Raw genomic sequence first — 26,392 nt, 5'->3', positions numbered from 1 at the left:
CATCAAATCTCTGGCTGCAAATCCGTCCGTCGAACCGGGTCAATCTCAGATGACCTGATCGAGCCATTGGCGGGTGACCGGCAGCATGAAAAGCACCTGATCTGCGTCGGCTGCCCGCGTGGTATCAAAGGCTTCATCCAGCGCTACACTGGCCGTGCCGATCTGTCGGTAGACCGTCGGGCGGCTCACGCCGTTACGCTCAGTCAGCACACTGATGGGTTCGGTGCGCGTGAGGGCCTGAAGTGCAATCGCTTTGCGTTTGTCGTCGCTCAGTCTGCCGACGCCAGATCGGGTGTTTTGAGTCATGGATGCCGCAGAGGAAAAATGGGGGCACCATTATCGCCTGACACTCAAGGTGCCTCCCAATGTGTAACGCAGCTTTGAACCTCGCCCAAGCTGCTGATCAAGCCGGCAAAGAAGAGCGTCAAATCGCTCCTCGACAAGGTTGAGATTGACCCGGTTCGACGGACGGATTTGCAGCCAGAGATTTGATGTGATCTAACCTCCGTTAAGCGTTGAGTCGCGAGTTGTCCACGGGCGGGCGGCGGGTCGCATCTCACGACCATGACGCTGCCCGCCGGTGGGCAACTCGCAAGGCGACACGGTTTGCCTTTCAACGTTGATGTTTTCGAATTCAAGCGGCGAACGATAGCCAATGCTGCTGTGCAGGCGGCGTACGTTGTACCACCCCTCAAGGAACCAGAAGATGCGCTGCCGGGCCTGTTCATGGGTCGCAAAGTGTTCGCGCAACAGCAGCTCCGCTTCGAGCGTGCCGAAGAACGATTCGCACATCGCATTGTCGTACGCGTCGCCGGCCGTGCCCATCGACGGTTGCACGTCGGCTTCGCGGCAGCGCCGTCCGAAGGCAATGGAGGTGTATTGACAGCCTTGATCGGAATGTAGAATTACACCGTCATGGCGTCGCTGCTGCAACGCCATGTTCAACGCCCGCAACATCAGTTCGGTGTACAGATGGCTGGACATCGCCCACCCGACGATGCGGCGGCTGAACACGTCCAGGACCACAGCGAGATACAGAAACCCTTCGTCAGTCGGGATGTAGGTGGCGTCCGCCACCCACAGCACGTTCACCGCCTCGGCACAGAAGTGCCGGCGCACCAGATCCGGAGCACGCCGTGCCCCCGCGCGTTGCCGCGTGGTGTGTGGCCAGAGCCGCCGGCTCGCACCATGCAGGCCGGCCAGGCGCATCAGGCGTGCGACCCGCTTGCGTCCCACATGCACGCCATCGCGCGCGAGCTGCGCATGGATACGTGGCGCCCCATATGTGCCGCGCGAACTCGCATGCAGTGTGCGGATGCGCTCGAGCAGTTGCGCATCGCTGCACGAGCGTTTCGATGGCTCACGCATCAGCCATGCGTAGTAGCCGCTCGTGGAGACCCTGAGCAGCCGCGCCATCCTCGCCACGGGCCAGCGGGCCCGGTTCGCTCTCATGAATCCGTACCGCTCTTCGGTGGAACGGCTCCCGTCTCCCTCGCGAACCAGGCCGCGGCCTGCGAGAGAATGTCTCGCTCCATCTTCAGTTGCCGGTTCTCGCGACGCAGCCGCGTGAGTTCCTGCCGCTCGGCCGTGGTCAGCCCGTCATGGCGCACACCGGCGTCGCGATCGGCCTGCGCGACCCAGTTGATGATCGTCTGTGCGGTCGGTTCGAACTCGTGCGCCAGCTCCTCTGGCGTTCTTCCTGCGTTCACCAGCTCGACCATGTGGGCCCGGAATTCCACCGGGTACGGGGTACGATGCCTGCCCATTTCGACACCTCCTGATCAAAAGGATAGGTGTCCGTTTTTGCGGGTCAATCTCAAGGTCAGGGAAATCATCAAAGGCAACGCGAGCGTCACGCAAGAAGCGTTGATACAGAAACTGAACCCGGTCATCCGGGGATGGGCGATGTATCACCGTCACGTCGTGGCGAAAGCGAGCTTCTCATCGATAGACTCGCACATCTGGCAACTGCTCTGGAAATGGGCAAAGCGTCGACATCCCATGAAAGGAGCACGGTGGGTGAGGAACCGGTACTTCCAGGTCGATGGGCACCGGTCCTGGGACTTTGCTACGAAGGGTCCCGCTGATGGCAGCACCAGCGGGTTTGGGCTCTTCCGCGCAATGACGATCCCGATTACGAGACACGTCAAGGTTCGGGAACTGGCTAATCCATTTGATCCGGTGTGGACCACGTACTTCGCTCGCCGTCGAACTGCGAAGCGTTCCGTCAAGTTGTTCGGTGCCACAACGTGGTGCTGAAGAATGGCTTGAGCCGGATGCGGGGTGACTCGCCCGTCCGGTTCTCAGGGGGCGGTGGCGCAGCAATGCGCTGCTGCTACCCGACCAGGTGCATAACGTGGACGCGGAAACTGGAGAGATTGTGAACCGGCAGATCAAGCGCGCCAAGTTTCTCGAGCACTTCGTGAACCGGGCGCCGTGCCTGATCGGGATGGAAGCTTGCGGTGGTTCACAGCATTGGGCACGACAACTCACGAAACTGGGGCACGAGGTGAAGCTCATGCCGGCCGGGTTCCAACATCCGCAACAAGAGCGATGCAGCAGACGCCCGGGCGATCTGGCTGGCCGTGCAGCAGCCAGGCAAGGCCGTGGCGGTAAAAAGCGAAGCCCAGCAAGCGGTGCTGGCGCTGCACAGGATGCGCCAGCAACTGGTCAAGTTCCGTACGATGCAGATCAACAGCTTGCGCGGACTGCTGGCCGAATACGGCGAGGTGATGGGTAAGGGCCGGGCTGCGCTCGATAAGGCGATACCGGTGGTGCTTGCCGGCATAACGGATCGACTGCCGATGGTGTTGATCGACACATTGCGCGAGCAGTGGAACGGGTTGACGAAGCTCGATGACCAGATCGCCGTGATCGAACGGCGGCTGCGTCAGTGGATGCTGGAGGACAAGGCGGTCAAAGCGATTACCGCGATCCCCGGCGTTGGTGTGCTGACGGCGACTGCCGCAGTGGCGACAACGGGCGACGCGAAGTCGTTCAGGTCGGGGCGCGAGTTCGCAGCCTGGATCGGTCTCGTACCAAAGCAGACTGGCTCGGGCGGAAAGGTGACGTTGCTGGGGATCAGCAGGCGCGGCGACACGTATCTGCGCACGCTGTTGATACACGGTGCCCGTAGCGTGTTGTATCACGCGAAGGAGCCCGGCTCGTGGGTCGAGCAGATCAGCAAGCGCAGGCCACCGAACGTGGTAATCGTCGCGCTGGCCAACAAGATGGCACGAACGATCTGGGCAATCCTCGCCCACGAGCGGTCGTATCAGATGGGGCACGTGAGCGCGAAGCCGGTCTGAATAGCCAGCGTTCACGCAGAAGACTAACTTCACACAGGATGACGCGTCGAAGGTTGCGCTGGCAATCGAATGTGATGACAGAACAGGTTGGACCGGAACTCGCTAAACCTGAATGTGCATAAGAGCCTTGAGCTCGTGAGGTCAATGAGGTGCGAGTCAGCGGATTTCATAGAGGCCCGCAGCGTATGTACCGGCTGCAGCAAGGCCGTATATACAGCAGCAACCCATCCTGCCCGTCACAACAAACGAAAGCCTTGGCAAACGGGAGGCGTTCATATAAATGCACATGATCAGGAAAGGACAGATGAAATGTGCGGGCAAAGACCCGTCGTCTGCTTCCCAGCAGTTTTACTCCCTTGTGTTATAAGCAATACTTATCATATCGACATCTCTCGTCCCGACACCCTTACTGCAACAGAACCCTTGAACGTGACAATGCCTTTCTGAACCAATTCAAGTTGCCTTCGCTATCCTCGTCAACCCTTCGCATCTCTAGGGTCTTAGAGTCTCCCTGCCCTTACTATCAACGCGCGGTACTACTGCCCCTTCGATCTTGATGCTTGATGCCCGTAAGTTCTTGCCTTCGCAATTCGACACCCCTTAAAATCAAGGAGCTTGGAAATGAAAATCGGTCCCATCGCCGCAAAGAAATCCGTTCTCGTCGGCATCGGCGCAGCCACTGTCTTTGCTGCCAGTTCGTCCAGCGCCCTCGCCTCTGGTGACTCTATGAAACCACTCCCCGGTATCACTACGGGGGGCGTTGGCCCCCTGTCTGACTTACTCGTCATTAACACGACGAACGGCTGCGTTCGGGTGTATGCCGACGGGAAGCAGCACGACATCCCGGCCCGCGGTAGTGAGCGGCTGGGCAAGGAAGGGTGGGGCAGGTCCTTCACTGCATCTGTTTTCGGCAAGATTTGCGGTGGCTACGCCGTGCGAACGGCCTACTTCAAAATGCCGGAGAACAGTGGGTCGACGGTGAACTGGGTCATTAGATAGAGGCAGAGGCACTGAGATGCCCGCCAGCAGGCGCGTGTGCACCGTACGCGAGCAACGTCGGTCACCTCCCGAAGGCGATGCGGCCTAGTGTTCCGTCCCAGAAATAACTTTACATAGACGCGCCACTTTCTGAGGAATGGAATCGGCGGTTGCCGTCCAGACGAACGGGCCGTTGTGCTGGTTGTACTGCGCAACATAGCGCTCAATGCTGGCGATCAGTTGACGCACATTTTTGAAGGAGCCGCACCGGATGGCCTGCCGCGTGATCAGGCCAAACCAGCGCTCCACCTGATTGAGCCAACTCGAATACGTCGGCGTGAAGTGCATGTGATAACGCGTGTGCTTCGCCAGCCATGCCTTGACCTTCGGGTGCTTGTGCGTAGCGTAATTATCGACAACGAGATGCACGTCGAGGTCCTCCGGAACTGCCTGATCAACGTGCTTCAGAAAGGCCAGAAACTCCTGATGCCGGTGACGCGACCTGCATTGCGTGATGACCTCGCCCGTCGCTGCATTGAGCGCGGCAAACAAGGTTGTCGTGCCGTGCCGGATATAGGGTTCTGTTGCAGTAAGGCCCACGTTAGAATTGGGTAGCGAATTTTTGAGCTGTGCGATGAAGAAGACGAAGACACCGCGAACCACACTCGCGCCGGGCCTGGCCAAGGTCCTGAAGCGCCTTCACTACCCGCTTGAAGTGATTTTGCTGTGCGTGCGATGGTACGTGGCCTATTCGCTGAGTTTGCGCAATCTTGCGGAAATGATGGACGAGCGTGGTATCGCGGTGGATCATTCGACGGTGTACCGCTGGGTCATCAAACTGCTGCCGCTCTTCGAAAGGAGCTTGCGCAAGCACAAGCGTCCGGTTGGGAAAAGCTGGCGAATGGACGAGAGCTATATCAAGATCAAAGGCGAGTGGAAATATCTTTACCGGGCAGTGGACAAGGCGGGCGACACGGTCGACTTCCTGCTCAGGGCCAGGCGGGACAAGGTCGCTGCCCGGCGGTTCTTTGAAAAGGCGATCGCCCATAATGGTACGCCAGAGACCGTGACCATCGACAAAAGCGGCTCCAATCTGGCCGCACTGGATGCGGTGAATGCCGATCGCGAGACGCCGATCAAGGTCCGTCAGATCAAGTACCTGAACAACATTGTCGAACAGGACCATCGGGCTATCAAACGCCGGACCCGGCCGATGCTGGGATTGAACTTCCTCCGTGCGAGGGTCATTCTCGGCGGCATCGAGGTCAATGGAATGAACGCCTCCCAACTGTGAACGGTGGAACTAAGGATGAGGATGGACCCTTCACGGGCCGACGGCATCACTGTGCCAATATGGAAGATCATGCAGGTCTTCACAGGCAAAACCGGAGGGATCCGAAATGAAGCTTACGCCAGTTGGGATCGACATTGCCAAGCGCGTGTTTCAGGTGCATTACGTGGACGCGGAAACTGGAGAGATTGTGAACCGGCAGATCAAGCGCGCCAAGTTTCTCGAGCACTTCGTGAACCGGGCGCCGTGCCTGATCGGGATGGAAGCTTGCGGTGGTTCACAGCATTGGGCACGACAACTCACGAAACTGGGGCACGAGGTGAAGCTCATGCCGGCCGGGTTCGTCAAGGCATTCAACATCCGCAACAAGAGCGATGCAGCAGACGCCCGGGCGATCTGGCTGGCCGTGCAGCAGCCAGGCAAGGCCGTGGCGGTAAAAAGCGAAGCCCAGCAAGCGGTGCTGGCGCTGCACAGGATGCGCCAGCAACTGGTCAAGTTCCGTACGATGCAGATCAACAGCTTGCGCGGACTGCTGGCCGAATACGGCGAGGTGATGGGTAAGGGCCGGGCTGCGCTCGATAAGGCGATACCGGCGGTGCTTGCCGGCATAACGGATCGACTGCCGATGGTGTTGATCGACACATTGCGCGAGCAGGCGAGGTTCAAAGCTGCGTTACACATTGGGAGGCACCTTGAGTGCCAGGCGATAATGGTGCCCCCATTTTTCCTCTGCGGCATCCATGACTCAAAACACCCGATCTGGGGCGAACTCTTTCAGGGTTCCCAACCCGTGCTCGCCGGTATCGATGTCGCCTCGACCTATTGCTATCTGCTCGCCCCCGAAGCCCATCGCGACGGCGACACCTGGGCCATCCATCTGCTGGACCTGCAGGCACAGGGCCTCGATCCTGAGCACACGATCGCCGATGCGGGAACCGGTCTGCGTGCCGGGCAAAAAATGGCCTGGCCCGATACGCCGTGTCACGGCGACGTATTCCACATCATCCAGCACGGTAAATCACTAGCGACGCTCTGGCATCGTGTCGCCAGTGGCGCTCGCACCGGGCGCGAGCAGCTCGAAGCGCGTCTGGCCAATCCCCGTCGACGTGGTGAGGATAGCCTCCTCGAAGCCGCGCTGGAAACGCTTCGGCGCAATGAAGCCCATGCGCACGAGCTGGCTGCCGACCTGCGCACCCTGGTTCAGTGGCTCGAACGTGACATCCTGTCACTGGCTGGGCCGGACCTCGCGACGCGTCAACGGCTGTTCGATTTCGTGGTTGCCGAACTGCAGCAACGTGAAGCACGGGACCTGTCACGTACAGGGGCATACCGGCGTGCCCTTCAGAACCAGCGCGACGGCCTGCTCGCTTTCGCGGGCCTGCTCGACACAAAACTCGACGCCATTGCACGAACGCACAACGTGGCGCGCCATCTCGTGCGCGAGGTCTGCATGCTGCATCGCAAGTCCGAAACGTCGAGTGCGTTCTGGCAAGGGTGGAATCGCCTGCTAGCCCGCATCGGCCGCCCGTTTCACGGCGTCTACGCCGCCGTATCCGGGGCGCTGCATAGCACACCACGCAGCAGCTCGCTGGTCGAAAATCTCAACTCGCGACTGCGCGTCTACCTGACCAACCGGCGTCATCTGAAGGGCGGGCGGGCTTGGCTTGGTCTGCTGCAGTTTGTCTTCAACCATCGCCGCTTTGCCCGCAGCCGATGCCCTGAGCGAACTGGAAAGAGCCCGAGGGAACTGATGAGCCGCAAGCCTCACGATCACTGGCTGACGCTGCTCGGATTCGGCCCACTCCAGCCTCAGCGAACCTGATATCGGCAGGTCGTCGCCGGCCTCCATTTGAACCGCACTCCTTATTATTCCTGCTTTCTTACGCAGGCTGATTCCGCTCGTCTGTGTAACGCAAAAATCGCGCTTTTTGAACCACGCCCACCGCCGGCATCGCCTTATCGAGCGCAGCCCGGCCCTTACCCATCACCTCGCCGTATTCGGCCAGCAGTCCGCGCAAGCTGTTGATCTGCATCGTACGAAACTTGACCAGTTGCTGGCGCATCCTGTGCAGCGCCAGCACCGCTTGCTGGGCTTCGCTTTTTACCGCCACGGCCTTGCCTGGCTGCTGCACGGCCAGCCAGATCGCCCGGGCGTCTGCTGCATCGCTCTTGTTGCGGATGTTGGAACCCGGCCGGCATGAGCTTCACCTCGTGCCCCAGTTTCGTGAGTTGTCGTGCCCAATGCTGTGAACCACCGCAAGCTTCCATCCCGATCAGGCACGGCGCCCGGTTCACGAAGTGCTCGAGAAACTTGGCGCGCTTGATCTGCCGGTTCACAATCTCTCCAGTTTCCGCGTCCACGTAATGCACCTGAAACACGCGCTTGGCAATGTCGATCCCAACTGGCGTAAGCTTCATTTCGGATCCCTCCGGTTTTGCCTGTGAAGACCTGCATGATCTTCCATATTGGCACAGTGATGCCGTCGGCCCGTGAAGGGTCCATCCTCATCCTTAGTTCCACCGTTCACGGTTGGGAGGCGTTCATTCCATTGACCTCGATGCCGCCGAGAATGACCCTCGCACGGTGGAAGTTCTTGAATCCCAGCATCGGCCGGGTCCGGCGTTTGATAGCCCGATGGTCCTGTTCGACAATGTTGTTCAGGTACCTGATCTGACGGACCTTGATCGGCGTCTCGCGATCGGCATTTATCGCATCCCCATTCGGTGTGCTAGAAATCGCGCTTACGAATGATCGACCGCAATCCCGCGCTCGGCCATCATCTGTTCGAGATGACGCAGGCTCAGCGGATAGGCCACGTACCACCGAACGCACAGCAACATCACGTCCAGCGGCTAATGCAAGCGTTGGCGAGGTTCAAAGCTGCGTTACACATTGGGAGGCACCTTGAGTGCCAGGCGATAATGGTGCCCCCATTTTTCCTCTGCGGCATCCATGACTCAAAACACCCGATCTGGCGTCGGCAGACTGAGCGACGACAAACGCAAAGCGATTGCACTTCAGGCCCTCACGCGCACCGAACCCATCAGTGTGCTGGCTGAGCGTAACGGCGTGAGCCGCCCGACGGTCTACCGACAGATCGGCACGGCCAGTGTAGCGCTGGATGAAGCCTTTGATACCACGCGGGCAGCCGACGCAGATCAGGTGCTTTTCATGCTGCCGGTCACCCGCCAATGGCTCGATCAGGTCATCGTGGCGCTCACGATGGTGGGCCACGTTTCGTTTCGCAGTACCCTTGAACTCATGCACGACCTGCTCGGCGTCTCGACCAGCCTGGGCACGATTCACACCGTTCTTCAGCGGGCCGCAAAGCAGGCCATCGCCATCAACGCCGGTATCGATCTCTCACCCATCCGGGTCGGTCTGCACGACGAACTCTTTCAGGGTTCCCAACCCGTGCTCGCCGGTATCGATGTCGCCTCGACCTATTGCTATCTGCTCGCCCCCGAAGCCCATCGCGACGGCGACACCTGGGCCATCCATCTGCTGGATCTGCAGGCACAGGGCCTCGATCCTGAGCACACGATCGCCGATGCGGGAACCGGTCTGCGTGCCGGGCAAAAAATGGCCTGGCCCGATACGCCGTGTCACGGCGACGTATTCCACATCATCCAGCAGGGTAAATCACTAGCGACGCTCTGGCATCGTGTCGCCAGTGGCGCTCGCACCGGGCGCGAGCAGCTCGAAGCGCGTCTGGCCAATCCCCGTCGACGTGGTGAGGATAGCCTCCTCGAAGCCGCGCTGGAAACGCTTCGGCGCAATGAAGCCCATGCGCACGAGCTGGCTGCCGACCTGCGCACCCTGGTTCAGTGGCTCGAACGTGACATCCTGTCACTGGCTGGGCCGGACCTCGCGACGCGTCAACGGCTGTTCGATTTCGTGGTTGCCGAACTGCAGCAACGTGAAGCACGGGACCTGTCACGTACAGGGGCATACCGGCGTGCCCTTCAGAACCAGCGCGACGGCCTGCTCGCTTTCGCGGGCCTGCTCGACACAAAACTCGACGCCATTGCACGAACGCACAACGTGGCGCGCCATCTCGTGCGCGAGGTCTGCATGCTGCATCGCAAGTCCGAAACGTCGAGTGCGTTCTGGCAAGGGTGGAATCGCCTGCTAGCCCGCATCGGCCGCCCGTTTCACGGCGTCTACGCCGCCGTATCCGGGGCGCTGCATAGCACACCACGCAGCAGCTCGCTGGTCGAAAATCTCAACTCGCGACTGCGCGTCTACCTGACCAACCGGCGTCATCTGAAGGGCGGGCGGGCCTGGCTTGGTCTGCTGCAGTTTGTCTTCAACCATCGCCGCTTTGCCCGCAGCCGATGCCCTGAGCGAACTGGAAAGAGCCCGAGGGAACTGATGAGCCGCAAGCCTCACGATCACTGGCTGACGCTGCTCGGATTCGGCCCACTCCAGCCTCAGCGAACCTGATATCGGCAGGTCGTCGCCGGCCTCCATTTGAACCGCATTCCTTACTATTCCTGCTTTCTTACGCAGGCTGCTTCCGCTCGTCTGTGTAACGCAAAAATCGCGCTTTTTGAACCACGCCGTCGCGTCCATAGCACGGGAACTTGTACCCATCCGGACAAAGCCCACGCGCACGTCTTTCACATTGTCGCTGAGATCGTGGCGCATTCGCGCAACGGCCGATTCCACCCCACGCGGGTGCCGACACGCGGCGAACCGCCTGCCGGCCCGTACAAAACGACTTTTTAGTGAGGAGCGGCACCTTTGACGGTGTCAGCTAGGTTTTTGATCATGGCCGACAACGCACCGGCCAGCGTGTTCCGCGCTGTCTCTTGTGCCGTATGCAAAGCCGTCTTACGAGTTTCTGCACCCAGCGCAGCCATCTCCTTATCTAGCAGTTCACCGTCTGCCACACTGCTCGCTGCTGCACCTGCCCCATGAACCTTTGATACCACATCCATAACCGCGTTGAACATAACAGTTCCTCCTTGTAGGTTGAAAATACCGCCATTTTTGGACGACCAGCCGCCACTCAGAGCGACCACGCGTCCGGCGCTGACGGTGCCCGCCGGATTTGTCCGCAGCCGCCCGACGATACAGCCAGCCGTGCAGCTTCGCGAGATGGGCGAGGGCGGCGGAGTACGCGAAGACCCCACGCGCCCCGAGGCCGAAGTCGCGGACAAAGAAACCGTGGATGCCGCCATCACGCAGCCGAAGACCGCTTTGCTCGCCGCCATTTGCCGGCGAGCGCCTTGATACGGGCGTGAATCCGCGAATCAAGCGGCGCGCTTGCGCGCCCGGCCGGCATGCCACGCCGCAGCCACAGAAAGAGACTCGCGGTGCCAACGAGAAATACCAGCACCGCCGTGACCAGCGTGGGCAAGCGCAATACCTGCGCCGGCGCGGGCATTGGCAAATCGACCGGATCGGCGACTACCGCGGTCACGCTGACCGCGTCGTAGGTCAGCCCCTCGACGCTGTGCATCACGAGCGTCTTGATCTGCGACACGAGCGTGTTCACGTCGGAATCGCGCCGGTACTTGATGAATACCGATGCCGTCGAAGGCTTCATCTGCTGCGCCAGCGGATCGTTGTCCGGCAGCACAATCTGCACGCGCGCGACGATCACGCCGTCGATCTTCGAGAGCGTCGCCGATAGTTCCTGCGACAAGCCGTAAATGAACCGCACGCGCTCCTCTGTCGGCGTCGAAATGAGGCCATCCTTCTTGAATAGACTGCCCAGATCGTCGTATCGACTATGCGGCAGGCCGCGCTCGCGCAGCACCTGCATCGCGCGAACCAGTTGCCTGTCATCGACCTCGAGCACCCAAGTCTTGCCGTTGTCGGTTGTGCTTTTGGATGCGTCGACGCCCTGCTCAAGCATCGCCACCATCATTTCGTTCGCATCCAGTTCTGTAAGGTTACGATACAGCTCCTTCTGGCAACCGGCCAGTGCGATGCAGCCGACCAGCGCAGCCGCGCGGACAGAACGGGCGGCGCGCATTGTGCGAACTTCGTCCATGAGCGGCCCGACTGCCGCATTCGCCGCTTGCGTGGCCTCTGACATGACCTATTGATTCTTCATCAACGTTTCGATTGACGACCTCGACGATTTGACCACACCCATCCTGGCCTCCATGTCAAGCTGCGTGCTGGCGAGTTCCAGCGCCACCTTCATCGAGGCGGCAGTCATTTCCTGCACCGACATGCTGCTTGCCTGACTGGACAGTGCGAGCACGTCGTTCACCGACTTCTGGATCTCCGCGTCCTGCGATGCCGTCATCTTCGCGATCACATTGGCGCTCATATCGCCGCGATGATCTGGCGGCGCCATGCGCATGTTCCGCATCAGCGCCTTGAAGCGGTCGCCGGCCTGCTGCAGCGACGCATCGCGGCTGGTTGCATGCGACGCGGGCGCAGCCGCTAGCAGTGCGGCCGCGATCTGCTGGTTCGTGACAGAAAGTACCATGGTCAGCCTTTTGCGATGAGTGGTGCCTAACGACGCAGCCGTCCCGGCGGACTCAGATGCGCAGGTAGCCTTGTTGCGCGAGCCCCTGGTCCTCACTGTAGGCGGCCACGGGCGGCGGCACCACGGCGGGAGGCTCCTGCGGCAGCTCGTCGTTGAGCCTGGCGATAGACGGTGGCATCTTGAAAGCGCCGCCATTACTGCAGACCCGAATCGCCTCGCGCAGCTCGTCCCGGGCTTCGAGCGCGCGCACGAGCTGCCGCGTGTCGCGATCTGGATTCTGCGCGAGCGCCTCACTCGCACAGCGGCGCCAGCCGGCATCACCCTTCACGGACAGGCAGAGCGCGAGCAGCGCCTTCGCATACGAGAAATGTGGCGCGCCCTCGATCACTCGCGAGCACACGTGAATCGCGCCATCCCAGTGGCCGCGCTGCATATAGAACACGGCTTCCATCATGTCCAGCCCAGCAATACGCGGGCGTAACAGGCGCAACGTGTCGAGCGTCAATTCGATGTCGTACGGATCCACTTCAAGCGACGAACAATTACTTAGTAGCGCACACGATAGCGTCTCTGTCAAGCCGCCCACTATGGCCTGACTGCAGTTGAGGTAATCCGGTGTGGCGATGGCACTCATGGCGAGAACTCCTGCTGCTGGTAGTGGCGCAGTCGCGACCATGCGCGCGACTGAAACGTGGCGAACCGGATGCACGACTTTGCACGGAAGCACTATAGTACACACGATACCCGCGCACATCGGGCGCCACACACGAAACACGAAGCAATATGGATCTACGCGAAGCGCCGGCATCATTCGCAGCCAGTTCGCTTGCCCGCTGCCTGCTTCGCGCCAGTGCCTCGCAGCCCGTAGTCAGCTGCTATCGTAAGGCATGCAGCATAGAAGCTGCGCAACGATATCGGCTACCCACTATTGATCCGGCAATAAAATGTTGAAACTTTGAGCGCAGCACATGGTCGGAAGTAGTATGGAAAAAATCGACTCCCGAACCTTGCCGATGGCGGCACTGAATGAACGCCGTCGCCGCGCGGTGAAGATGCGCATCGAAGGCGTAGCGTTGAAAGAAGTGGCTCTGCGTTGCGAGATGTCGCCCACGACGGTGATTGCGGCCTGCAAGGCGTACGAGGCGGGCGGCTGGCGTGCCGTGGATGTCGGACCTCGCGGTCGTCCGTCGGGTACCGGACGCAGCCTGAGCGCAGATCAGGAGCGGGTCGTGCAGAAAATCATCCGGGACCGCACACCTGACCAGTTGAAAATGCCTTATGCCCTGTGGACCCGTCAGAGCGTGGCCGAAGTGATCGAACAACGGTTCGGCATCCGTGTGCCGGTTCGTACGATGGGGCTGTATCTGTCGCGCTGGGGCTTCACCCCGCAAAAGCCATTGAAGAAGGCTTATGAGCAATCGCCGGCGGCGATCAGGAAGTGGCTCGATGAAGACTATCCTGCCATTGCGCAGCGGGCCCAGGCTGAAGGAGCCGAAGTCCACTGGGGCGATGAAACCGGACTGCGCTCCGACGATGTTCGGGGCCGCGGTTACGCGCCCACGGGAAAGACACCGGTGCTCAAGGTCAACGCGAAGCGTGCCGGCCTGTCGGTCATCTCCACCGTGACGAATAAAGGACAGATGCGCTGGAAGATCTTCGACGGTGCGCTGAACACCGGCATCCTGATCGACTTCATGCGACGGCTGATCACCGGGGCGAAGAAAAAGATCTTCCTGATCCTGGACAATCTGCGTGCCCATCACGGCAAGGCCGTGATGGCCTGGCTGGACAGGCACCGCGACCGGATCGAGGTGTTCTATCTGCCCAGCTACAGCCCTGAGCTCAATCCCAACGAGATGGCCAACGCCGACCTCAAGCAAAGCGTCACACGGCGGGCGCCAACGCGTACCAGGCTGCAACTGGTCAAGGCCACCGCGCACCATTACAGGGTTGTGCAGAAGCAACCCGAACGCATCCGGCGATACTTCCAGCACGATCCTGTCCGTTATGCGGCTTGATTTCAACATTTTATTGCCGGATCAAATAAACTGAGATCTGCAAGAGGGCCGGTCGCGAAAGACATGAGCGAAGAAAAAACTGAACAGCCCACCGTCAAACGGTTGCGCGACGCGCGCAAGGACGGCGAAACGTCGAAGAGCGCCGACTTGGTCGACGCCGCGACAATGGGCGCTGTTGTCGGCGTGATTGCGTTTGCGGCGGCGAGCTTCAGTGGCGCGTTGCGAGCGATCGTCAGTACCGCGATCCAATTCTCATCGGGCAGCCGCGGCTCGTCGGTCATGTTCGACGCTCTGTTTGAGCTCGGCAAGCAGGCGTTGACCGTGATCGCGCCGTGCGTGGGCGCGGCGACCCTTGCGGCAGTGGTCGCGCTGGTGTCGCAAGTCGGTTTTCAGGTCGCGACCAAACCGGTCGTGCCCGATCTCAAGCACGTGAGTGCCGTCGACGGCGTGAAGCGTATTTTCTCTTGGCGCACGGTGATCGACCTCGTGAAGGCGGTGGTCAAGGCGAGCGTTATCGGCGCGGTGATGGGGTTCACGATCAGGTCGATTTTGCCGCTGATCGCGATTTCGCTGTATCAGTCGCCGGCCGGCTTGTCGAAGGTCTTCTGGTCGCTGCTGATCAAACTTTTTGCCGTCGCGGTGGCAGTGTTTATCGTGTTCGGCCTCGCCGACGCCAAGCTGCAACGCGTGCTGTTCCTGCGCAAACTGAAGATGTCGAAAGACGAAGTCAAGCGGGAACACAAGCAGACGGATGGCGCCCCGGAGATCAAGGCGGAACGCAAAAAACGGGCGCGCGAGCTCGCGACTTCGGCGGCACCCGCGCAGCGCGTGGGCCTCGCGAACGCGTTGATCGTCAACCCGACGCACTATGCGGTCGCCATCCGCTACGCGCCGTCAGAGCACCCGCTGCCGCTCGTGATCGCGCGCGGCATGGACGAGCGCGCGGCGCAATTGCGGGGCTTCGCGCGCGATGCGAATGTGCCAATCGTCGGCAATCCGTCGATCGCGCGCGCGCTCTACAAGGTCGGGATAGACGAACCCATTCCGGAGAAATTGTTCGAGACCGTCGCCGCGATACTGCGCTGGGTCGACGCAATCGGCCCACGGCGCATTGAGGACCAGGCCGGCCAGCACAACTGCGACAACCTCGGGAGCTGCCATGTTCAAGACACGTAAGCTACCCGCTGGCGGCGAAATCGGCATCGCGATGCTGGTGGTCGCTATCATTTCGCTGATGATCCTGCCGCTGCCGCCGTTTCTGATCGACGTCCTGCTCGCCGTCAACATCACGATCAGTGTGACCCTGCTCATGGTGACCATGTATGTGCCGAACGTGGTGTCGCTTTCCGTATTTCCGTCACTGCTGCTTTTCACCACGTTGTACCGGCTGTCACTCAATATTGCGTCGACCAAATCGATTCTGCTGCACGCGGATGCAGGCAACATCATCGAAAGTTTCGGCGAGCTCGTGGTGGGCGGCAACCTTGTGGTCGGCATGGTGGTGTTCGTAATAATAACGACCGTGCAGTTCATTGTGATCGCGAAAGGCTCGGAGCGTGTGGCGGAAGTCGGCGCGCGTTTTACACTCGACGCGTTACCCGGTAAGCAGATGAGCATCGACGCAGATCTGCGCGCCCATCTGCTCACGCCCGAAGAGGCGCGCCGCAAACGCGCGACGCTTGCTGTGGAGAGCCAGTTGCACGGTGGCATGGATGGCGCGATGAAGTTCGTCAAGGGCGACGCGGTGGCCGGCCTCATCATCACGCTGATCAACATAATCGCGGGCATTGCAGTTGGCGTTGCATATCACGAGATGACGGCAGGCGAAGCGGCGAACCGCTTTTCGGTTTTGTCAGTCGGTGACGCAATGGTCTCGCAAATTCCGTCGCTGCTGCTTTCGGTCGCCGCGGGCGTAATGATTACGCGCGTCTCCGACGAGAGCGACGCGCGGCCGCTGTCGCTCGGCGACGAAATCGGCCAGCAGCTTTCGGCCAGCGCCCGCGCACTTTACTTCGCGTCCCTACTGTTGCTTGGCTTCGCTGCCGTGCCGGGTTTTCCGACTTGGCTTTTCGTCCTGTTGGCGGCGATCCTCGCCTCCTGCGGTTACGAGCTCGACAGGCGCAAGCCCGCCGAAACCACGAATGCGTGCGAAGCCGTCAACGCGATGCGGCGCGCCGGCTCGAAAGCCACGACGCCGCCAATCCTTACTCGCGCGCCGCAATTCACCTGCCCGCTCGGCGTGCGCATTTCGCCCGACCTCGTCGGGCGTCTGTCGACTACGGCGCTCGACCGTTCGTTCGAAACGGAACGCGCGCGGCTGCAGGAATGTCTCGGCTTACCGTTTCCCGGCATCACCATGTGGACGGGCGACGACTTGCCCGCCTCGAGCTGCGAACTGCTGATGCATGACGTGCCACATTGCAGGATTGAATTGCCCCTCGGAAAGGTGATGCTGCCGGAGGCGGCGCTCACCGGCATGCGCGGGCCGCTTTCCGCCGATGCTGAAACGCTCGCCGCACGTGCCGGCATTCGCGGAGCAGAAAAGCGTCGCGGGCTCGACGGCGGCCCGGGCCCCACATGGTGGATAGACGAAAAGAGCCTGTCGCCCAAAGCACCAGCATGGCGCGCCGAGCAGGTGATTGCGCATGCGTCGGTGGCGTTGCTGCGCAAGCACGCGTCGCTCTTTCTCGGCATTCAGGAAGTGCAATGGATGCTTGATCAGCAGAACGCCGAATATCCGGGCCTAGTTGCCGAGGTGCAGAAGGTGCTGCCGCCGCAGCGCATCGCGGACGTGCTACGACGGCTGCTGGAAGAACAGATCCCGATCCGCAACGTGCGCAATATTCTGGAGAGCCTCGTCGTGTGGGGCACGAAGGAAAAGGACATGTTGATGCTGACCGAATATGTGCGCGGCGATCTCGCTCCATTTCTCGCGCATCGCGCGGCAGGCGCCGGCCGGCAGTTGCCCGCAGTACTGTTCGATCTGCCCGTCGAGCAGCATATCCGCCAAGCGATCAAGCAGACGCCGACCGGCAACTTCCTTGCATTGCCGCCTGACGAAATGGGCTCTCTTATCGACCAGATCCAGTCTTGTGTTGGAGATACGCCGCGTGACAGCGTCGCGCTCGTTACCTCCATGGACATTCGCCGCTACGTGCGTCGCATGATCGAGGCGCGGCTAGACTGGCTCGCCGTCTACTCGTATCAGGAACTGGGCGAGCACGTCGAATTGCAGCCGCTCGGTCGCGTGACGATCTAGTCGCGCGCGCTTACGTCACATTCACGCTCATGACTCTCATCGAACCCCGGCCGCTCCACATCATTACATCCGACCCTGACCAACGTTCCGCCGCCTGTCCGGCGCGGGCGTGGTGTCGCGATTGTGTGGTGCTTGTGCGACGCACGTGCTCGCGTGGCAGTCCCGTCTCCTTCGAAGAAGTGGCGCCGGAAGCGCAAGCGGACCGTGCATGTCAAACAAGCGCCCTGACCGAAGACGGCGTTCACGCCATTCCCTTCGATGACGGACAGGCGCGCGATTCGAGCGGCGAAACTGAAGCCGCGGCGGCGGGCAAAGCCGAGTGCGCATCCGCAGCCGCACTCGGCGCGCACAAGGCGCCGCTGCAGTGCCTGCCCGCCGCGACGATGCCCGCCGTCGACGCCCTTTTTCGCACGCAAGGCAAGTTTCTCGAACTTGCGCGCGACGTCGCAGCCTTCTGCGTCGACCCCGCGATTAGCGATGCCGGCAGTTGGGAAGTGCGGATTCCGCTCGACGCGCGCATTCTGCCGGACACAACGCTCCATCTCTCTCTTTCGCGTTTCTGGTTGTCACTTCGGTTTGACGCGCGGAGCATCGAAACGCGGCAGTTACTCTGCGACCACAGTGCGATGCTCGAACGCGAAGTCGCTGCGCTGCTGGACGCGTGGGCCACGCCACGCGACATCGAACTGACGGTGTGGTGAACCGGCCGCCTGTCGTTAATCTCGGCCGACACAGGCCGCAACCTTGAATCGAAGGCACATGAGTTATTCGATTGACGAAATGCGTAGGCCGTCTGCGGCCCAGCAGGCGGCGGATTGCTCGTGCGCCCCCGCAAAACTCTCGCCCATCGGCGTGCTGCCCGTTCCCGCCGTGCCGCCGCTCGTGGCGCGCGTAGCGCGGCTCGTCTGCCATGCCGGCGCCGCGCAATGCATCGAGCGGGAAACCCCGATCGCCCAATGGCAAGCGACGCCCGAAGCCGCCGCCGAAGGCACGTCAGGTTTTGCGCAGCCGGGCGTACTCGATCTCGCGCATCCGTCAGGTGCCATTCGCGTGCTGTTCGACCTCGGCGCGTACCCTGCTCTGGACATCGCTGTGCTGCCCGGCGGTTCGCGCGCGCCACTGCCCGGAGACGCGGCGCGCGCGTTGCGCATCGCGGTCGCCAGCGAGCTGCTTGAGCCGCTGCTCAAGCAGCTCGCTGCACTCGGCCTTGCCGGCGTGCATGTTACGCATCTCGCGCGGGACGTGACGCGCGCGTCGAATGAGCCCGATATGCTGGACGTGCGGGATGGCGCGGCATTCAGCATGACTTTTTCGGTCAACGGAACCCGGCACAGCGCGCGCGTGCTCCCAGCGGCGCCCGTGGTGGACGCGCTCGAAGCTTGGCACGCGGCGCGCACGGTCCGTCTTCCTGCCGACGCGCTCTCCCGGCACGGCTCGTCGCAGACGCAGGGCCGCGCATGGCCGTTGGGCGGCTGCAGGGTGCCGGGCCGCCTGATACTCGGCTCGCGGCGTCTGCCCGTCGACACGCTGCGAGCGCTTCAACCGGGCGCCGTCCTGCTGCGCTCGCTGCCGGACCAGCTGCGCGCGCTGCTGCCGCAAAGTGGTGCGGCCCATGTCGTCGAGGCCTGTGCAATCCACGCCGCCAACGCCTCTGCCGCGGATCCCGCCCCGGGCGCCACTGCGGCTTGGGGCTCTCCCGGGCTGATGCGCCTTCACGCGCCAGTCAACATCGAAGGCCGCAGGCTTTCACTCACGAAGGAGATCATCATGGCCGATGAGCTGGATCCCGTTCGCCCGGACGACCTACTCGCGTCAGATCAACATTCAAATCCGGTTGACATCGGCGCGCTCGATCTGCCTGTCCAGTTCGAAGTGGACACCGTCGCGCTGCCGCTCTCAGAATTGTATGCGCTGCGTCACGGCTATGTGCTCGAACTGCCGACGCCGGTTGCCGAAGCACAGATCAAGCTGGTCACGCATGGCCAGACTATCGGCTACGGCGAGCTCGTTACTGTAGGCGATCATCTCGGCATCCGCATCCTGCGCATGGCGCACGGCGATGGTCCAGTTCAGTGACATCACGGGACTGCTGATCGTCATTGTTGCGATCAGCCTTGTCCCTTTCGTTGCGATGGTCGTCACCTCGTACGCCAAATTGGTGGTCGTGCTCGGCCTGCTGCGCAACGCGCTCGGCGTGCAGCAGGTACCGCCCAACATGGTCCTGAATGGTATAGCTATCTTGGTGTCGTTCTACGTCATGGCGCCGGTTGGCATGCAGGCCATGCAGTCGATGCAGGGGCAGCCGATTGCCGACCAGTCCACCCAGGCTCTCATCCAACTCTTCAGCGCCGCGCGCGAACCGGTCCGCGCGTTTTTGCAGAAGCACACGAACGAACGTGAAAAACGCTTTTTCATCCGCTCAGCGAATGCGATATGGCCGAAAGACGCCGCGTCCAGTCTGCAAGAGAACGACTTTGTCGTGCTTGCGCCCGCCTTCGCGCTGACCGAGCTGACCGATGCCTTCAAGATCGGCTTCCTCCTCTATATCGCCTTTATTGTCATCGATTTGATTATCGCCAATGTGCTGATGGCGATGGGATTGAACCAGGTGACTCCGACCAACGTGGCCATTCCGTTCAAACTGCTGCTGTTCGTCGTGATGGACGGCTGGTCCACCCTCATTCACGGCCTTGTGATGACGTATCGCTAGGGCGGCCTTCCGCACGAAAAAATCGGAGAAGTCGTCAATGGATACTGATACGCTCCTTCGCTTCACAACCCAGGGCTTGCTGCTCTGCCTGTGTATCTCGCTGCCGATTGTGATCGTGGCTGCGCTCGTGGGGCTGGGCGTGTCGTTCCTGCAGGCAATCACGTCGATGCAGGATCAGACGCTCTCGCACGGCGTAAAGCTGATTTCGGTGACCGTCGCAATTGTGATCGCCGCGCCGTTTTCGGCAGCTGCGCTGCTGCAATTCGCGAACGAGATCATGCACACGGCGATGCGGCAATGACGCGCGTCAGCCGCCCCCCCACCATTGTTTCGCCGGCCATGCAGGCGGACGCGTGTCGCGAACGTTGGTCGCAGACCGACGTCGCGCGCGTCGCGGTGCTGTATCGCGGCGCGATCATGTTCAGCTATGCCCGCACGCAACATACGGACATACGCGGTTCGCTGCTCGCCCGCAAGCTCGCGGCGCTCAGCGCCAGGAGGCGCAATGCCGTGCGCCGCGCAGGCGCGAGGCAGTCCTCTAACACTGCCTGCAACCAGCCGAGCGAGCATGCGCCAGATTTCGGCAACACCGGTCGTGTCACGCGCGACGGGGACGGTGGCCGCGGCGGTGGACAGCCGCGTGACGGACGCCACGGCGATGACGGCGCGCAGCCCCCGATGCGCGTAGGACAAACGACAATCTCACGCCCCGGGCCTGGCGCGCTACAGGAATTCGTCGCTGCACAAACGCCATGCACGACTCTCGCCGATAAGCTGCCACGCCTTTGGCTTGGCGCGCTGCTTGTATTGCGCGACGAGGCCGCCGCGCGGCCGCACGCGCGGCTCGATGCGCTGCTGCACGAGCGTTTCATCGATCTGCTGACCGTCCAGTTGCAAACAGGTGCGCCCGGCGATGCCAGCATCCGCGCATGGCGGCAGCTCCTGACCGATGTCTCCGGAGCGCGAGGCATAGCGACTCATAACGCGTCCCTGGAAGCCGACGCGTCGGCGGAAATCAGCCGCGCCGGGCGTTTGAATCTGCTGATGCCCCTGTTGCTGCTTGCCTACGGCCGGCCCTCGACACCGTCCATGCGCGGGCGCGCACTGAACGTGCGCATCGTGCAGCGCGGCGCCGCGCTTATGGCTGCCGAACGTGGCTAACGCTTCGCGTGTTTGTCTGGTTTCTGTCACGCTTTCCTCGCAATTTCGCTTTCCCCGCACAGACTTCGCATTGTGTGCCGGACCGTCACCCCCCGGGGGCTAGAGTGAGGCGAGTATCGAAGGCGTGCGCGCTGCGCGCCGCATCATTCTTCAATGGATTCTCCATGACGAAGCTGCTACGTATCCTGACCGGCGTGCACGCCGGCGCGGAACTGCGTCTGAGCGTCGGCGCGCACCGGATCGCCGCGAACGACGCCGCCGACATCTGCATCACCGACTGGCGCGGCGACGACGTGTCGCTCGTCGTCGAGTCAGGCGGTGTGGTAAGCGCCCGGCGTGTGGCCGAGGGTCGTGCGGCCGCGAAGGATGGTAGCAAGAAACGTAGTAACAAGAGCCAAGGCGACGACGCCTCTCAGGGGGGCATCCATCCATGGCAAAGTGACAACGAGCCGGGCACTGTCCTACTGCTTGACTTCACGCCGATGCAGTTCGGCGAAACGGTTATTTGCATCGGGCCGGTCGACGCGCCGTGGCCGAGCGATCTCGAGTTGCTTTCCACGCTGCTCGTGAAGCCGGAGGAAACGCGGTGCGCACCCAAGCCCTTGCGCCGCCGCAGAACCACGGGCATTGTTTGCGCGTGCGCGATGCTCGGCGCTGTGTTCGTAATAGGTGCTGTGATGCTGACGACGGCCGTCAGCGGTCCCGCGTTGCCACGTGATGCCGACGATCTCGCACAACGCCTGAACCTCGAACTGGCCGCCGCGCACACGAAGGAACTGCATGTGCAGGTACGTGGTTCGACGGTGACGCTAAGCGGCATGGTCGCAACCGCCGACGAAGACGCGCAGGTACGGAAGATACTGAAGCGGATTTCGCCTGGCCGCATTGTCCAGCACTATGGCATTGCGCAGAACGAGCTGAGCAAGATCTCGGATTCGCTCGCAATGCAGGGGCTCAAGGTCGTCTACACTGGGCGCGGAATCTTCGAGGTCAGCGGCAAGGCCGCGAATCCGCGTGAGGTTGAATCGGCCGTTGCGCGAATGCGCCACGATCTCAGCGACAATGTGAAAGACGTGCGCGTGCGCGTCGCGCAAGCGGAAGACGCTGTGCCTTCGGCGCCCTCGTTCTCTTTCCTGATGGACTCTGATGATGTGCGCTACGGACAGACGCCCAACGGTGTCAAGCATATCTACACATTCCCGGAAGACGCCGCTTCGTCGGCAGCCGCAGATGGAAATGGTTATACCCGTACCAACAGCAACACAGTCGGCAAACAGGGCGCGACAGGAAACGTCGACGAAGCACCTACCGTCGCCGCGCGCGACGGGATACCGCCGCACGAGGACATTCCCACGACGCTGCCCTTGCCCGCGCCGAGTGCGGCCAACACCAGCGCTTACCTACCGCTACCGAAGTGAGCTCCCTTAATGCTGACATCGAACATCTACGCACCACTCGAAGCGTGCGCCGCCGACTTCAACGATCTGCAGAAGACGCTCGCCGATTCCACTGGCCGACCGCGTCTTGCCGCGATACGCGAGGCGCTTGAGGCAACCGCGAAAAACGTGGGCGTTGCACACGGCGCAACCGAGCTCGATCGCAACGATCTCGCGAAACTCTATCGCGGCCTGCTCGCCGCCGCACGCATCGTCGAGCAGCTTTCGGACACGCGGGACGCGACTTGAGAGCGCGCTGCCGCGCGTCAGTTCCTGCGCACCATCGAGGCAAACGTGCCCCCCGACTGGACGTCCACTTGGTGATGAGTAACTACGGTGCGCAAAAGGCCTCCTCGATCAATACCTGGTCGGCTCGCCATCCGCGTTTCCATGCGCATTTCACCCCCACGTCTGCTTCGTGGATTAACCGGGACGAACGATGGTTTGCGACGCTCAGCCAGACATGCGTGCTCCGCGGCACCCATCGCTCCACACGGCAATTTCAAGAGGCAATTCGCCAATACATCCAGATCAACAACACTGATCCGTTTTCTTTTGCTGACCAGTGCGACAAATAGTGCGTATTTTTAAGCGGCGTAACTAACATGCTTTTCTTTGAACAGGTTGCGAATCACGTGAGGCTCCTTTTGCCGACGGTGCAGGTGTCGACGGACGTTGCCGATCATTTCCGCCTTGCTGGTCGGCCGGCTCTTGACAAGCGCATTGGTCTTCACGTCCTGATTGAGCAGTTCGTCCGGGTTCAGTTCAGGGCAATACCCCGGCAGCCGGATCAGGCGCAGGCGCAGGCGCTCGGCGTTGTCGGCGACGAAGCGCCTGACGGCCACGGATCGGTGCGCCGGATGTCCGTCCACGATCAGGTAGATCTTCCGCGTGGCCTGCCTGAGCAGGCGCTTCATGAATTCGATGAAGGTTGCATTCTTGAACGTCCCCTCGAACACCATGAAGCTCAACATCCCACGATTGGATATCGCGGAGATCATGTTGCAGCCAAAGCGCTGTCCCGTTGCGCGTACCAGCGGCGTTCGCCCTTTGAGAGCGAAGCTCGTTCCGCAGAGGTGGTCACTTCGCAGCCCCGTTTCGTCACCCCAAAGGATGGTTGCCTCTTCCTGCTTCGCCTCTTTCGCAATCGTGGGATAGTCCTCGTCCAGCCATCGCGCAATCGCTGCGTCGTTCCTCTCATAGGCACGACGCACCGGCTTCTGGGCACTCATGCCCCAAGCCTTGAGGTATCGGCCCGCCGTCGTCGCCGACACCGTGATGCCGTACTGCTGCTCGATCAACTGCGCCACCGATTCGCGCGTCCACAGGTAGAACGGCAACGCCAGTTGGTCCGGCATCCGTTCGATGATCAGTTTGCGGATTCTCACGGCCTGGGTGTGATTGAGCCGGCCACTTCCTGGTTGGCGGCCGCGCTTGCCTGGCCTCAGCGCTCTCCATCCGCCTTCGCGCGAGAGCTTCATCCATTTGCTCACCGCTCGCAGGCTCACACCGTAGATGTTTGCCGCCGCAGTCTGCGTCATCCCGCCACGCACCGCCTGCACAACCATTTTTCTCATGTGTGCTTGCGTGGCTCCGTCCAACTTTCGAGCATCATTTTTCGTCTTCATACTCGTATAACGCATCACGCACTATTTGGCGCACATGTCAGTAACTGGACCAAATCTGCCGACGACATCCTCGTTAACGTCGAGCGATCGTGTCTACGAATTTCTAACTCGGGACACTAGTTGCACGTCAACGATAGTTCGGAGCGCTACTCAGCATTGGTGCGTGACCTGTGCGCGACGGTCGGCCTTGCGGATGCCGACAATGTGCTGCGCACTCGCTCGATCGAGGTCGAAGGCTTTGACGTCCGGCTCGAACACTTCGAGAACGATCTGGACGCGCTGTACGTGAATTTTCATTACGGCACGGTGACGTCCGGCCGCACGCTCGTCGTATTCCGGCTGATGCTTGAGGCCAACCTCCTGATCTACGCCCAGGACCAAGCACAACTCGGACTCGATACGGACACTGGAAGTATCGTGCTCGTGCTGCGCGTGCCCATGAGCGACGACGTCGACGGCGCCGCACTCGCTGATCTGCTCTCGCACTATGCCGAGCATGGCCGCTATTGGCGCAAGAGCATCATCGAATCGACGGAAGAGATGTTCGAAGGGATCGTCGCGGGAGAGTTCTCGTGGCTGCGCGCATAGTGGAGCCTCCTCAGAAAAAAAGATGAATCAAATAGGCGTTGTCACGGCCCTTGTGGTGCAAATAGCGGGCGAGGTTCAAAGCTGCGTTACACATTGGGGGGCACCTTGAGTGCCAGGCGATAATGGTGCCCCCATTTTTCCTCTGCGGCATCCATGACTCAAAACACCCGATCTGGCGTCGGCAGACTGAGCGACGACAAACGCAAAGCGATTGCACTTCAGGCCCTCACGCGCACCGAACCCATCAGTGTGCTGGCTGAGCGTAACGGCGTGAGCCGCCCGACGGTCTACCGACAGATCGGCACGGCCAGTGTAGCGCTGGATGAAGCCTTTGATACCACGCGGGCAGCCGACGCAGATCAGGTGCTTTTCATGCTGCCGGTCACCCGCCAATGGCTCGATCAGGTCATCGTGGCGCTCACGATGGTGGGCCACGTTTCGTTTCGCAGTACCCTTGAACTCATGCACGACCTGCTCGGCGTCTCGACCAGCCTGGGCACGATTCACACCGTTCTTCAGCGGGCCGCAAAGCAGGCCATCGCCATCAACGCCGGTATCGATCTCTCACCCATCCGGGTCGGTCTGCACGACGAACTCTTTCAGGGTTCCCAACCCGTGCTCGCCGGTATCGATGTCGCCTCGACCTATTGCTATCTGCTCGCCCCCGAAGCCCATCGCGACGGCGACACCTGGGCCATCCATCTGCTGGACCTGCAGGCACAGGGCCTCGATCCTGAGCACACGATCACCGATGCGGGAACCGGTCTGCGTGCCGGGCAAAAAATGGCCTGGCCCGATACGCCGTGTCACGGCGACGTATTCCACATCATCCAGCACGGTAAATCACTAGCGACGCTCTGGCATCGTGTCGCCAGTGGCGCTCGCACCGGGCGCGAGCAGCTCGAAGCGCGTCTGGCCAATCCCCGTCGACGTGGTGAGGATAGCCTCCTCGAAGCCGCGCTGGAAACGCTTCGGCGCAATGAAGCCCATGCGCACGAGCTGGCTGCCGACCTGCGCACCCTGGTTCAGTGGCTCGAACGTGACATCCTGTCACTGGCTGGGCCGGACCTCGCGACGCGTCAACGGCTGTTCGATTTCGTGGTTGCCGAACTGCAGCAACGTGAAGCACGGGACCTGTCACGTACAGGGGCATACCGGCGTGCCCTTCAGAACCAGCGCGACGGCCTGCTCGCTTTCGCGGGCCTGCTCGACACAAAACTCGACGCCATTGCACGAACGCACAACGTGGCGCGCCATCTCGTGCGCGAGGTCTGCATGCTGCATCGCAAGTCCGAAACGTCGAGTGCGTTCTGGCAAGGGTGGAATCGCCTGCTAGCCCGCATCGGCCGCCCGTTTCACGGCGTCTACGCCGCCGTATCCGGGGCGCTGCATAGCACACCACGCAGCAGCTCGCTGGTCGAAAATCTCAACTCGCGACTGCGCGTCTACCTGACCAACCGGCGTCATCTGAAGGGCGGGGCGGGCCTGGCTTGGTCTGCTGCAGTTTGTCTTCAACCATCGCCGCTTTGCCCGCAGCCGATGCCCTGAGCGAACTGGAAAGAG

22 protein-coding genes and 9 pseudogenes are annotated in these 26,392 nt (G+C 61.4%); 20 read left to right on the top strand and 11 right to left on the bottom strand.

The features are described from left to right. Positions 1 to 45: 45 nt before the first annotated feature. Both QFZ94_RS00225 and QFZ94_RS00220 read right to left on the bottom strand, forming a co-directional pair. The gene (locus tag QFZ94_RS00225; RefSeq protein ID WP_429455148.1) at positions 46 to 306 is read right to left on the bottom strand and encodes a hypothetical protein; all 261 of its coding nucleotides are present in this window, start codon (positions 304 to 306) and stop codon (positions 46 to 48) included. Between the two features lie 321 nt (positions 307 to 627). Further along, positions 628 to 1,766: pseudogene (locus QFZ94_RS00220) on the bottom strand (IS3 family transposase); the annotation flags it as partial. On the opposite strand from QFZ94_RS00220, the gene QFZ94_RS00215 reads away from it, so the two are divergent. From QFZ94_RS00215 to QFZ94_RS00200, 4 genes and pseudogenes are all read left to right on the top strand, one after another. Next, positions 1,720 to 2,259 carry a group II intron maturase-specific domain-containing protein gene (locus tag QFZ94_RS00215; RefSeq protein ID WP_429455147.1) on the top strand — a complete coding sequence of 180 codons (540 nt, stop codon included), beginning with the start codon at positions 1,720 to 1,722 and terminating at the stop codon, positions 2,257 to 2,259. The pseudogene QFZ94_RS00220 and the gene QFZ94_RS00215 overlap by 47 nt on opposite strands. A 70-nt stretch (positions 2,260 to 2,329) precedes the next feature. Next, positions 2,330 to 3,308 (top strand): annotated as a pseudogene (locus tag QFZ94_RS00210) (IS110 family transposase). A gap of 280 nt (positions 3,309 to 3,588) precedes the next feature. Further along, positions 3,589 to 3,675 (top strand): annotated as a pseudogene (locus tag QFZ94_RS00205) (IS6 family transposase); the annotation flags it as partial. A 254-nt stretch (positions 3,676 to 3,929) separates the two neighbouring features. After that, positions 3,930 to 4,307, top strand: coding sequence for a signal peptidase (locus QFZ94_RS00200; protein WP_429455145.1), 378 nt, complete (start codon positions 3,930 to 3,932; stop codon positions 4,305 to 4,307). Positions 4,308 to 4,391: 84 nt separating this feature from the next. Here QFZ94_RS00200 and QFZ94_RS00195 read toward each other — a convergent pair. Continuing rightward, a pseudogene (locus tag QFZ94_RS00195) lies at positions 4,392 to 4,871 on the bottom strand (IS630 family transposase); the annotation flags it as partial. Positions 4,872 to 4,920: 49 nt separating this feature from the next. Here QFZ94_RS00195 and QFZ94_RS00190 point away from each other — a divergent pair. Together QFZ94_RS00190 and QFZ94_RS00185 are read left to right on the top strand one after the other, a co-directional pair. Next, positions 4,921 to 5,562 (top strand): annotated as a pseudogene (locus QFZ94_RS00190) (IS6 family transposase); the annotation flags it as partial. Positions 5,563 to 5,686: 124 nt separating this feature from the next. Next, a pseudogene (locus tag QFZ94_RS00185) lies at positions 5,687 to 6,232 on the top strand (IS110 family transposase); the annotation flags it as partial. Positions 6,233 to 7,517: 1,285 nt separating this feature from the next. Here QFZ94_RS00185 and QFZ94_RS00180 read toward each other — a convergent pair. The 3 pseudogenes from QFZ94_RS00180 to QFZ94_RS00170 form a co-directional block, all read right to left on the bottom strand. Beyond that, positions 7,518 to 7,995 (bottom strand): annotated as a pseudogene (locus QFZ94_RS00180) (IS110 family transposase); the annotation flags it as partial. Between the two features lie 106 nt (positions 7,996 to 8,101). Continuing rightward, positions 8,102 to 8,263: pseudogene (locus QFZ94_RS00175) on the bottom strand (DDE-type integrase/transposase/recombinase); the annotation flags it as partial. 65 nt (positions 8,264 to 8,328) lie between these two features. Then, positions 8,329 to 8,418, bottom strand: a pseudogene (locus tag QFZ94_RS00170) (IS6 family transposase); the annotation flags it as partial. A 112-nt stretch (positions 8,419 to 8,530) separates the two neighbouring features. Here QFZ94_RS00170 and QFZ94_RS00165 point away from each other — a divergent pair. Then, positions 8,531 to 10,024, top strand: a complete 1,494-nt coding sequence (locus tag QFZ94_RS00165; protein WP_429455144.1) for a hypothetical protein — start codon at positions 8,531 to 8,533, stop codon at positions 10,022 to 10,024. Between the two features lie 281 nt (positions 10,025 to 10,305). On the opposite strand, the gene QFZ94_RS00160 is transcribed toward QFZ94_RS00165, so the two are convergent. The 4 genes from QFZ94_RS00160 to QFZ94_RS00145 form a co-directional block, all read right to left on the bottom strand. Continuing rightward, entirely contained in the window at positions 10,306 to 10,536 is a 231-nt protein-coding gene (locus tag QFZ94_RS00160) for a hypothetical protein (RefSeq protein WP_429455142.1), read from the bottom strand. 227 nt (positions 10,537 to 10,763) lie between these two features. After that, positions 10,764 to 11,564, bottom strand: coding sequence for a type III secretion system inner membrane ring lipoprotein SctJ (sctJ, locus tag QFZ94_RS00155; protein WP_429455426.1), 801 nt, complete (start codon positions 11,562 to 11,564; stop codon positions 10,764 to 10,766). Positions 11,565 to 11,630: 66 nt separating this feature from the next. Further along, complete coding sequence (locus QFZ94_RS00150) at positions 11,631 to 12,029, bottom strand: type III secretion protein HrpB2 (RefSeq protein WP_429455140.1); 399 nt, start codon at positions 12,027 to 12,029, stop codon at positions 11,631 to 11,633. 52 nt (positions 12,030 to 12,081) lie between these two features. Further along, complete coding sequence (locus QFZ94_RS00145; protein WP_429455138.1) at positions 12,082 to 12,663, bottom strand: HrpB1 family type III secretion system apparatus protein; 582 nt, start codon at positions 12,661 to 12,663, stop codon at positions 12,082 to 12,084. Positions 12,664 to 13,012: 349 nt separating this feature from the next. On the opposite strand from QFZ94_RS00145, the gene QFZ94_RS00140 reads away from it, so the two are divergent. From QFZ94_RS00140 to QFZ94_RS00090, 11 genes are all read left to right on the top strand, one after another. Next, positions 13,013 to 14,047, top strand: a complete 1,035-nt coding sequence (locus QFZ94_RS00140) for an IS630 family transposase (protein WP_429455136.1) — start codon at positions 13,013 to 13,015, stop codon at positions 14,045 to 14,047. A 63-nt stretch (positions 14,048 to 14,110) separates the two neighbouring features. Next, complete coding sequence (gene sctU / locus QFZ94_RS00135) at positions 14,111 to 15,223, top strand: type III secretion system export apparatus subunit SctU (RefSeq protein ID WP_429455134.1); 1,113 nt, start codon at positions 14,111 to 14,113, stop codon at positions 15,221 to 15,223. After that, positions 15,207 to 17,306: a type III secretion system export apparatus subunit SctV gene (sctV, locus tag QFZ94_RS00130; RefSeq protein ID WP_429455132.1), complete on the top strand. Its 2,100-nt coding sequence runs from the start codon at positions 15,207 to 15,209 to the stop codon at positions 17,304 to 17,306. Before sctU ends, sctV begins: the two co-directional genes overlap by 17 nt. Before the next feature lie 179 nt (positions 17,307 to 17,485). Continuing rightward, positions 17,486 to 18,007 carry a type III secretion system protein SctP gene (sctP, locus tag QFZ94_RS00125; protein WP_429455130.1) on the top strand — a complete coding sequence of 174 codons (522 nt, stop codon included), beginning with the start codon at positions 17,486 to 17,488 and terminating at the stop codon, positions 18,005 to 18,007. 58 nt (positions 18,008 to 18,065) lie between these two features. Further along, positions 18,066 to 19,382 carry a type III secretion system cytoplasmic ring protein SctQ gene (gene sctQ / locus QFZ94_RS00120; protein ID WP_429455128.1) on the top strand — a complete coding sequence of 439 codons (1,317 nt, stop codon included), beginning with the start codon at positions 18,066 to 18,068 and terminating at the stop codon, positions 19,380 to 19,382. Continuing rightward, entirely contained in the window at positions 19,366 to 20,016 is a 651-nt protein-coding gene (gene sctR / locus QFZ94_RS00115; RefSeq protein WP_429455127.1) for a type III secretion system export apparatus subunit SctR, read from the top strand. The genes sctQ and sctR overlap by 17 nt, the downstream gene beginning before the upstream one ends. 37 nt (positions 20,017 to 20,053) lie before the next feature. After that, the gene (sctS, locus tag QFZ94_RS00110; RefSeq protein WP_429455125.1) at positions 20,054 to 20,317 is read left to right on the top strand and encodes a type III secretion system export apparatus subunit SctS; all 264 of its coding nucleotides are present in this window, start codon (positions 20,054 to 20,056) and stop codon (positions 20,315 to 20,317) included. Further along, positions 20,314 to 21,177: a hypothetical protein gene (locus QFZ94_RS00105; RefSeq protein ID WP_429455123.1), complete on the top strand. Its 864-nt coding sequence runs from the start codon at positions 20,314 to 20,316 to the stop codon at positions 21,175 to 21,177. Before sctS ends, QFZ94_RS00105 begins: the two co-directional genes overlap by 4 nt. A gap of 164 nt (positions 21,178 to 21,341) precedes the next feature. Then, a complete protein-coding gene (locus QFZ94_RS00100; RefSeq protein WP_429455122.1) occupies positions 21,342 to 22,595 on the top strand; it encodes a secretion protein in 1,254 nt (417 codons plus the stop codon). A 9-nt stretch (positions 22,596 to 22,604) separates the two neighbouring features. Next, the gene (locus QFZ94_RS00095; protein ID WP_429455120.1) at positions 22,605 to 22,862 is read left to right on the top strand and encodes a type III secretion protein; all 258 of its coding nucleotides are present in this window, start codon (positions 22,605 to 22,607) and stop codon (positions 22,860 to 22,862) included. A gap of 74 nt (positions 22,863 to 22,936) precedes the next feature. Further along, positions 22,937 to 23,191, top strand: a complete 255-nt coding sequence (locus QFZ94_RS00090) for a hypothetical protein (RefSeq protein WP_429455118.1) — start codon at positions 22,937 to 22,939, stop codon at positions 23,189 to 23,191. Positions 23,192 to 23,200: 9 nt separating this feature from the next. Here the strand turns inward: QFZ94_RS00090 and QFZ94_RS00085 are convergent, their stop codons facing one another. Beyond that, the gene (locus QFZ94_RS00085) at positions 23,201 to 24,241 is read right to left on the bottom strand and encodes an IS630 family transposase (protein WP_429455116.1); all 1,041 of its coding nucleotides are present in this window, start codon (positions 24,239 to 24,241) and stop codon (positions 23,201 to 23,203) included. A gap of 120 nt (positions 24,242 to 24,361) precedes the next feature. Here QFZ94_RS00085 and QFZ94_RS00080 point away from each other — a divergent pair, with 120 nt between their 5' ends. Beyond that, positions 24,362 to 24,829 (top strand): CesT family type III secretion system chaperone, encoded by a 468-nt coding sequence (locus tag QFZ94_RS00080; protein WP_429455114.1) that lies wholly within the window; start codon positions 24,362 to 24,364, stop codon positions 24,827 to 24,829. A gap of 153 nt (positions 24,830 to 24,982) precedes the next feature. Further along, positions 24,983 to 26,377 (top strand): hypothetical protein, encoded by a 1,395-nt coding sequence (locus QFZ94_RS00075; protein WP_429455112.1) that lies wholly within the window; start codon positions 24,983 to 24,985, stop codon positions 26,375 to 26,377. Positions 26,378 to 26,392: the final 15 nt, after the last annotated feature.

Origin of the sequence: Paraburkholderia sp. JPY465 (genome assembly GCF_050436725.1) — a bacterium.
Lineage (GTDB): Bacteria > Pseudomonadota > Gammaproteobacteria > Burkholderiales > Burkholderiaceae > Paraburkholderia > Paraburkholderia youngii.
Note: the sequence above shows the minus strand (reverse complement) of the source record. Positions and strands in the feature narration are given on the sequence as shown.